The sequence below is a fragment of the Mycobacterium szulgai genome (assembly GCF_002116635.1).
Lineage (GTDB): Bacteria > Actinomycetota > Actinomycetes > Mycobacteriales > Mycobacteriaceae > Mycobacterium > Mycobacterium szulgai.
This window is the reverse complement of the sequence record NZ_LQPW01000067.1, coordinates 25,530-33,455: the sequence shown is the minus strand read 5'-3', so window position 1 is coordinate 33,455 and position 7,926 is coordinate 25,530. Positions and strand designations below refer to the sequence as shown.

At 67.4% G+C, this 7,926-nt stretch carries 8 protein-coding genes; 1 reads left to right on the top strand and 7 read right to left on the bottom strand.

Features of this window, described 5'->3' with window-relative positions; genetic code table 11:
- The 5 genes from AWC27_RS11920 to pdxS all read right to left on the bottom strand — a co-directional run.
- Positions 1 to 640: PE family protein (locus AWC27_RS11920; RefSeq protein WP_139836938.1), on the bottom strand; the 640-nt coding region annotated here is incomplete at its 3' end.
- A gap of 89 nt (positions 641 to 729) precedes the next feature.
- The gene (locus AWC27_RS11915; protein WP_085670672.1) at positions 730 to 1,485 is read right to left on the bottom strand and encodes a YebC/PmpR family DNA-binding transcriptional regulator; all 756 of its coding nucleotides are present in this window, start codon (positions 1,483 to 1,485) and stop codon (positions 730 to 732) included.
- Between the two features lie 72 nt (positions 1,486 to 1,557).
- Complete coding sequence (pdxT, locus tag AWC27_RS11910) at positions 1,558 to 2,151, bottom strand: pyridoxal 5'-phosphate synthase glutaminase subunit PdxT (protein ID WP_211281612.1); 594 nt, start codon at positions 2,149 to 2,151, stop codon at positions 1,558 to 1,560.
- Positions 2,148 to 2,984 (bottom strand): acyl-CoA thioesterase II, encoded by an 837-nt coding sequence (gene tesB / locus AWC27_RS11905; RefSeq protein ID WP_085670671.1) that lies wholly within the window; start codon positions 2,982 to 2,984, stop codon positions 2,148 to 2,150. The genes pdxT and tesB overlap by 4 nt, the downstream gene beginning before the upstream one ends.
- A 13-nt stretch (positions 2,985 to 2,997) precedes the next feature.
- Positions 2,998 to 3,912 carry a pyridoxal 5'-phosphate synthase lyase subunit PdxS gene (gene pdxS / locus AWC27_RS11900; protein WP_085670670.1) on the bottom strand — a complete coding sequence of 305 codons (915 nt, stop codon included), beginning with the start codon at positions 3,910 to 3,912 and terminating at the stop codon, positions 2,998 to 3,000.
- Between the two features lie 305 nt (positions 3,913 to 4,217).
- Between pdxS and AWC27_RS11895 the strand changes: the two genes are divergently transcribed.
- The gene (locus AWC27_RS11895) at positions 4,218 to 5,747 is read left to right on the top strand and encodes a PPE family protein (RefSeq protein WP_085670669.1); all 1,530 of its coding nucleotides are present in this window, start codon (positions 4,218 to 4,220) and stop codon (positions 5,745 to 5,747) included.
- A gap of 3 nt (positions 5,748 to 5,750) precedes the next feature.
- Here the strand turns inward: AWC27_RS11895 and AWC27_RS11890 are convergent, their stop codons facing one another.
- Positions 5,751 to 6,755, bottom strand: coding sequence for an NUDIX hydrolase (locus AWC27_RS11890; protein WP_276075410.1), 1,005 nt, complete (start codon positions 6,753 to 6,755; stop codon positions 5,751 to 5,753).
- A gap of 44 nt (positions 6,756 to 6,799) precedes the next feature.
- On the bottom strand, positions 6,800 to 7,924 hold the full coding sequence (locus tag AWC27_RS11885) for a glycosyltransferase family 4 protein (RefSeq protein ID WP_085670667.1): 1,125 nt from the start codon (positions 7,922 to 7,924) through the stop codon (positions 6,800 to 6,802).
- Between the last annotated feature and the right edge of the window lie 2 nt (positions 7,925 to 7,926).

Here is a 7,926-nt window from a genome sequence, read left to right as displayed (position 1 = left end):
CCCCGCCGTTACCGCCGATCGAGCCGTCGCCACCGGTACCGGCCACACCGCCGACCGGACCCGTAGCTCCCACACCGCCGGCACCCCACAACCAGCCGCCCGTACCGCCCACACCGCCGGCCGCGCCGGCTCCGCCGGCACCGCCGACTCCGCCGGCGCCGATCAGTCCCGCGTCGCCACCCCGCCCACCGGCGTGGCCCGGTGCACCCGTGCCGCCTGCACCGCCATTGCCCCACAACAGGCCACCGGCCCCGCCCGTAGCGCCGGCTGCCGTGGCGTCGGCTCCGTTACCGATCAGCGGCCTACCGAGCAACAGCTCGGTAGGCGCGTTGATCAGGCCCAGCAGCAGCTGCTCAACATTGAGCGACTCGGCACTGCCATAGAGAGCCGCGCCGCCCGACAGCGCCTGCACGAACCGCTCCTGAAAAGCCGCGGCCGCAGCGGTGATCTCCTGGTACTGCCTGCCGTGGCTACCGAACAGCTCGGCGATCGCCGCCGACACCTCGTCGGCGGCCGCGACCATGATCTGTGTCGTCGGCGCGGCGGCGGCGGCGCTAGCCGCACCCACCGCCGAACCGACGCCTGCCAGCTCTGCGGCCGCCGAGGCAACCAATTCCGTAGACACGCTTACGAACGACATCGCACACCTCACCAACGCAGCCGCACACGGCAGATTTCATCGGTGCAAAGCTAGCGGCGAGATATTGAACAGCTATTGAATCCGGAGGCCTATTCCTCGTCGAGGGCGGCCAGCACCTCATCGGAGAGGTCGACATTGGTCCAGACGTTCTGCACATCGTCGCTGTCCTCGAGCGCGTCGACGAGCTTGAACACCTTGCGGGCGGCGTCGACGTCGACGGGAACGCTGACCGACGGCTGGAATCCCGCCTCGGCCGACTCGTAGTCGATGCCGGCGTCTTGCAAGGCGCTGCGCACCGCGACCAGGTCGCCCGGCTCGGAGATCACCTCGAAGCTGTCACCCAGGTCGTTGACGTCCTCGGCACCGGCTTCGAGCACCGCCATCAGCACGTCGTCCTCGGTCAGCTCGTTCTTGTCCAGGGTGACCACACCCTTGCGAGAGAACAGGTAGGCCACCGACCCCGGATCGGCCATGGCGCCGCCATTGCGCGTCATCGCCACCCGCACTTCGCTCGCGGCCCGGTTGCGGTTATCGGTCAGGCACTCGACCAGCACCGCGACCCCGTTGGGTCCGTAGCCCTCGTACATGATCGTCTGGTAGTCGGCGCCGCCGGCTTCCTCGCCGGCGCCTCGCTTCCTGGCACGCTCGATGTTGTCGTTGGGCACCGAGGTCTTCTTCGCCTTCTGGATGGCGTCGTAGAGCGTGGGATTGCCTGCCGGGTCGCCGCCGCCGGTACGGGCTGCGACCTCGATGTTCTTTATCAGCCGGGCGAACTCCTTGCCACGGCGGGCGTCTTTGACGGCCTTCTGGTGCTTGGTGGTCGCCCACTTGGAATGGCCGCTCATCGGTGTGTCTTACCTCTTTCACTGGACAAGTTCGCCTGCCGAGTCTACGTGGGCGACGGGTTGCGCCGAGCGTCACGCCCGCCCGTTGACCATGTCGACGAACATCTGGTGCACGCGACGGTCGCCGGTCACTTCGGGGTGAAAGGCCGTCGCCAGCACATGGCCCTGACGCACCGCGACGATGTGACCGTCAGCGCGGGCCAGCACCTCGACACCGTCGCCCGCCCGCTCAACCCACGGCGCCCGGATGAACACCGCGCGCACCGGCCGGTCAAACCCCGCGAACGGCAGGTCGCCCTCAAAGGAGTCGACTTGGCGTCCAAAAGCGTTGCGCCGCACGGTCATATCGATTCCACTCAACGGCAGCGCCTGGCGCCCGTTCACGCCGGCGTCCAGGATCTCGCTGGCCAGCAAAATCATGCCCGCGCACGACCCGTAGGCCGGAAGTCCGTCCGCCAGCCGCGCGCGCAGCGGTTCCAGCAGGTCCAGGGCCGACAGCAGGTGGCTCACGGTGGTGGATTCGCCCCCGGGTAACACCAAACCATCCACCGCGTCGAGTTCCTCTCGGCGGCGCACCGTCATCGGCTCGGCTCCGCATTCGCCCAGCGCGGCCAGGTGCTCACGGGTGTCGCCCTGCAGGGCCAGCACCCCGATCTTGGGCGTCACGGCTGGAATCCGCGCTTATAGCGGGTCAGCCCCTCCTGCATTACCGCCGCAACCATCTCGCCACGCTGGGTGAAGATCTTGCCCTGGGTAAGCGCACGGCCACCGCCGGCCGACGGCGAGGACTGGTCATAGAGCAGCCATTCGTCGGCCCGGAACGACCGCATGAACCACATTGCGTGGTCCAGCGATGCCACCTGCAGATGCTCCCGGACGTCGAGGTGGGTGACCTGCGCCGAGCCCAGCAGCGTCAGGTCGCTCATGTAGGCCAGCGCGCAGATGTGCAGCACCTGGTCGTCGGGCAGCGGATCACGGTGGCGAAACCACACCTGCTGCTGTGCGGCTTTGCCGGGCGAGAGTTGCAGGCGCTCGCGCGGCACGATGCAGACGTCCCACTCCTCGAACTGCTTGAACCCCGCGTCGTCGAACACCTTGATCGAGTTCAGCCCGGGCAGCCCGTCCGGTGGCGGCGCGGCCGGCATGGGGTCTTGATGGCCGATGCCATCCTGCTCTGTCTGGAAGGACGCCCCCATGCTGAAAATGATCTCGCCGTGCTGAACGGCGTTGACCCGCCTGGTGGCGAACGATCCGCCGTCCCGGGTGCGTTCGACGAGGAAAACCGTGCGCGCCAGCGCATCCCCGGGCCGCAGAAAGTAACCGTGCAGCGAGTGAACCCGGTAGCGCTGGTCGACCGTGCGCACCGCCGACACCAGCGACTGTCCAGCCACGTGGCCGCCGAAAGTGCGCTGCAGGAAACCTGATTCCGGGCTGAAGACGCTGCCGCGGTATATGTTGACCTCGAGTTGTTCTAGGTCAAGGATCTCTTCGATCGCCACCAATAGCCTTCGGCTACCAGCCGCGTTGGGCCAGTCGATGCGGCTGCGCGATCTCGTCCACGTTGATGCCCACCATCGCCTCGCCCAGCCCGCGCGAGACTTTGGCCAGCACGTCCGGGTCGTCGTAGAAGGTGGTGGCCTTGACGATCGCAGCCGCACGCTGGGCGGGATCGCCGGACTTGAAGATGCCCGATCCGACGAACACGCCCTCGGCGCCGAGTTGCATCATCATCGCGGCGTCGGCGGGTGTGGCGATGCCACCGGCGGTGAACATGGTGACCGGCAACTTGCCGGCCCGCGCCACCTCGACGACCAGCTCGTAGGGTGCCTGCAATTCCTTTGCGGCGACGAACAATTCGTCTTCGGACAGCGACGTCAGCCGGCGGATCTCGCCGCCGATGGCCCGCATATGAGTGGTCGCGTTGGAGACGTCGCCGGTGCCGGCCTCGCCCTTGGACCGGATCATGGCCGCGCCTTCGTTGATGCGCCGCAGCGCCTCACCGAGATTGGTTGCCCCGCAGACGAAGGGCACGGTGAACTTCCACTTGTCGATGTGGTGGCTGTAGTCGGCCGGAGTCAGCACCTCGGACTCGTCGATGTAATCCACGCCGAGGCTCTGCAGGATCTGCGCCTCGACGAAGTGACCGATACGTGCTTTCGCCATCACCGGGATGGTGACCGCAGAGATGATGCCCTCGATCATGTCGGGGTCGCTCATCCGCGATACGCCACCCTGGGCGCGGATATCGGCGGGCACCCTCTCCAGCGCCATCACCGCCACCGCACCCGCACCTTCGGCGATACGGGCCTGCTCCGGGGTGACGACGTCCATGATGACGCCGCCCTTGAGCATTTCGGCCATGCCACGCTTGACCCGCGCGGTGCCGGTCCGGCCGGAAACCTGCTGGGGCTGATTTGAGGTATCCACTAGCTTCTTCTCCCGTTCGACGCCGCATCAGTCTAATGGTCAGCAACACCTGAGTTGTGCCACTATGCACGTTGATCCGCTCGCCCAGCAACCCCCTTCTGCGCCAACGGCATTGACGGCACCGACGAAATTCAACGGATTTTTTCGAACCCCCTTCTAATACGTCCGCCGTGTCGTAGGGTCATCCCGGCGCTCTGCCAAGGTCCTTGTCGGGGAGGACCTGAATTTTCGTTGCTAATCACTCAGCCGCGCATGTCGTGGCGGCAGCCGCATGCAGCTGAGCAAGACGCTGAGAAGAACGAACCATGAAGTTCACCATCTTGCCGCCGGAGATCAACTCGGCACGCCTGTATGCCGGTGCCGGCCCGGAACCGATGCTGGCGGCAGCGGCCGCCTGGGACGGGCTGGCCGCTGACCTGCAGACGTCCGCGGCCTCGTTCGAGGCGATCACCTCCGGCCTGGTCGGCGCATCCTGGCAGGGCCCCGCGTCGGTAGCGATGACGGCCGCCGCCGCGCCGTATCTGGCGTGGCTGCGCGTGGCGGCCGAGCATGCACTGCACACATCCGTCCAGGCACGCACGGCAGCGAGCGCATTCGAGACCGCGCTGGTGGCCACCGTGCACCCGGCGATGGTCAGCGCTAACCGGACTGGGCTGTGGTCGCTGATCAGCTCGAACCTGCTGGGCCTCAACGCCCCGGCGATCGCGGCGGTCGAGGCCCAATACGAACAGATGTGGGCCCAGGACGTTGCCGCCATGGCCGGCTATTACACCAGCGTGTCGACGCTGGTCACGGAGTTGACGCCATGGCAGCAGCTGCTGCACAACGTGCCCGCGGCCGCGTTCAGCGGCCTGAATCCGGCCGCCGCGGGCAGTTTGAGCCCCATCACTGCGTCGGTGACGGGGCCGGGCACCGCATTCGCCATGGGTACGGCCTTCATGTCGCCGACGGCTAGCTATGCCGCACTCGTCGACCAGCTGTTCATCGCTCCCTACCACCCTGGCTTCATTACCCAAGGCCTCTACACACCGGAGCAGTACTGGCCGCTGACGGGTCTGACCAGCCTGACCTTCGGCCAGTCCATCACGCAGAGCGCCCGCGTCCTGGACGACGCGATCATGGCCCAACTCGGCAACCGCACCTTAGTGTTCGGCTACTCCCAGAGTTCGTCGGTCGCAACCCTGGAAATGCGCCATCTGATGAGCCTGCCGGCCGACCTGCGGCCGAGCCCCGACGACTTGTCGTTCGTGCTCGCCGCGAATCCCAATCGCCCCAACGGCGGCTTCCTGGAACGCTTCGCCGGTCTCTACATTCCGGTGCTGGACCTGCCGTTCTTCGGAGCCACTCCGGCCAACGCCTACCCCACCCTGGACTACGCGATTCAATACGACGGCCAGGCCGACTTCCCCCAGTTCCCGATCAACCTGGTCGCCGACGCGAACGCGTTCGCGGGCATGATTTACGTGCACTCGGGCTACCTGGATCTCACGCCCGCCCAGATCGCTTCGGCCGTGGTCCAGCCGGTTTCGTCGCCCGATACGCTGACCACCTACCTGCTGATTCCCAGCCACAATCTGCCGCTGCTGGAACCGCTTCGCGCGGTCCCGCTGGTGGGGAACCCGCTGGCCGACTTGGTCCAGCCCGATCTGCGGGTGCTCGTCGAGTTGGGCTATGACCGCGCCGGCTACCAGGACGTGCCCACCCCGGCGGGACTGTTCCCGCACTTCGACCCGATCACCGTCGCAGCTCAGCTACAGCAGGGAGCTCTGCAGGGCGTCGGGAATGCCCTGGCCGACCTGGGATTGGCGCCACCGGCGTTCCTGCGGCCGGCCTGACCGTCACCGGATGGGCTGCGGGGCGCCGGCGGTCTGCTCGTCGAGTGCCGCATCCGCCAGCCGATTGGCTGCGGGCAGCAGCTCGCCCAGTTGCAACGGGTAGACCAGCTGCCCGCCGGCGACCAGCTCGGCGATGTCCTTCGCGGTACACCAGCGGAAGCCGTGGATGTAGCGGCGTTCCAGCTCCGTCCGTCCGATGCTGGACGGCTCGAACCGGCGCGTCCGGTAGACCAGGTAGAACTCCTCGCTGTCGATCATCGAGCCGTTGAACTCGAACACCTCGTCGCGCCGCCAGACCGGCCCCACCAGATCCGCGGGCGCGACTTGCAGCCCGGTTTCTTCGGCCAGTTCGCGCGCGGCGGCCTCGGCCAGCCGTTCGCCCTGCTGCACCTGCCCGCCCACGGTGAACCACCACTTGGCCGTTTTGTCGTTCGGTTTGGCCGGATCCGAACCACAGAGCAGCAATACCGCGCCCGTGTCGTCGAGGAGCACCACGCGCGCCGAGGTGCGGTGGTTGAGCACCCCGTGATCGGTGTGCGCCAAGGCGTGCGGCCGCTCGGCGATCTCGAAATAGCTTGGCAACACGGCGGTTCCACCGAGATGAAACCTGCGCACCAAGGGTCGAGCGCCCAGGGCCAGAGTGTCGCGCACCGCATCGTTATGGAACCGGCGGGCCAGCAGCACCCGCGCTTCGGCGTCGGCCAGTTCGGCGATCAGCGCCGCCGGCAGCGACGCGGGGTCAACCGTCGCCAGTGCGGCGGAAAGTTCGTTCTCACATGCCTCGCGCGCCTGCCGCGGGGCGCGTTCGGCGGCATCAGCCAGGGCGGCCAACCGCCGGCCTAAGGTGCTGGCGTTAGACGTTCCGCCATAAGCGTCGACGGCGACGGCGCGCGCCACCACCGCACGCCGGGCCAGCGCACCGTCCAGCGCCTGCCACGACAGGTCGTAGCGGACATTCAACCGGTTGAGCCGGTTTGCGGTCTGGTATGCCCAGGCGCCGAACACCATCAGCAGCGCCAGCAGCACCGCGACAACGACGATCAGCCAGAGCACTAGCTGGCCACCTGAACTTTGGCGCCCGAGCCGGCGACCGTCTCGTATACCCGCATGATCTGGGTGGCCACCACCGACCAGTCGTAGCGGCGCACCGCCTCGGATCCGGCCGCCACGTAGCGCCGCTGCACTGCCTCGTCGTCGAGCACCGAGATCAATGCATCGGCAAGTGCGGCGCTGTCATCGACGGGCACCAGGCAGCCGACTTCACCGTCGCGCAGCACCCGCCGGAACGCGTCCAAGTCGCTGGCCACCACCGGAGTGCCCGCGGCCATGGCCTCGACCAGGACGATGCCGAAACTCTCACCGCCGGTGTTGGGCGCGCAGTAGACGTCGGCGCTGCGCATCGCCGATGCCTTCCCGGCGTCGTCCACCTGCCCCAGGAAGCGCAGATGAACGGCCAATTCGCCGGCCTGGCTGCGCAACTGCTCCTCGTCGCCGCGTCCGACGATCAGCAGCTCAACATCCGCGAAGCGCTGGACCAGCCTGGGCAGGGCACCGAGCAGGACCGCCATTCCCTTACGCGGCTCGTCGTAGCGGCCGAGGAACAACACCGTCTTGCCGGCCCGCGGGTACCCGTCCAGCCGCGACGCCAAGGCGAACGAATCGACGTCCACGCCGTTGGGGATCTCCACCGCGTCGGAACCCAGTGCCTCCATCTGCCAGCGCCGGGCCAGATCCGACACGGCGATGCGCCCGACGATCTTCTCGTGCATCGGGCGCAGGATGCCCTGGAAGACGGTCAGCGTCAGCGACTTGGTGGTCGAGGTGTGAAACGTCGCCACGATCGGGCCCTCGGCGATGTTGAGGGCCAGCATCGACAGGCTGGGCGCGTTGGGCTCGTGCAGGTGCAGCACGTCGAAATCGCCTTCGGCCAGCCATTTTTTCACCTTGCGGTGGGTCGCCGGCCCGAACCGCAGGCGGGCCACCGACCCGTTGTAGGGAATGGGAACGGCTTTGCCGGCGGAGACGACGTAGTCGGGCAGGCTGGCATGCGGCGACGCCGGTGCGAGCACGCTCACCTCGTGACCGCGCTCGCGCATCACCTCGGCCAGCTGCAACACATGAGACTGCACCCCGCCCGGAACGTCGAACGAGTACGGACAGATCATCCCGATCCGCATCA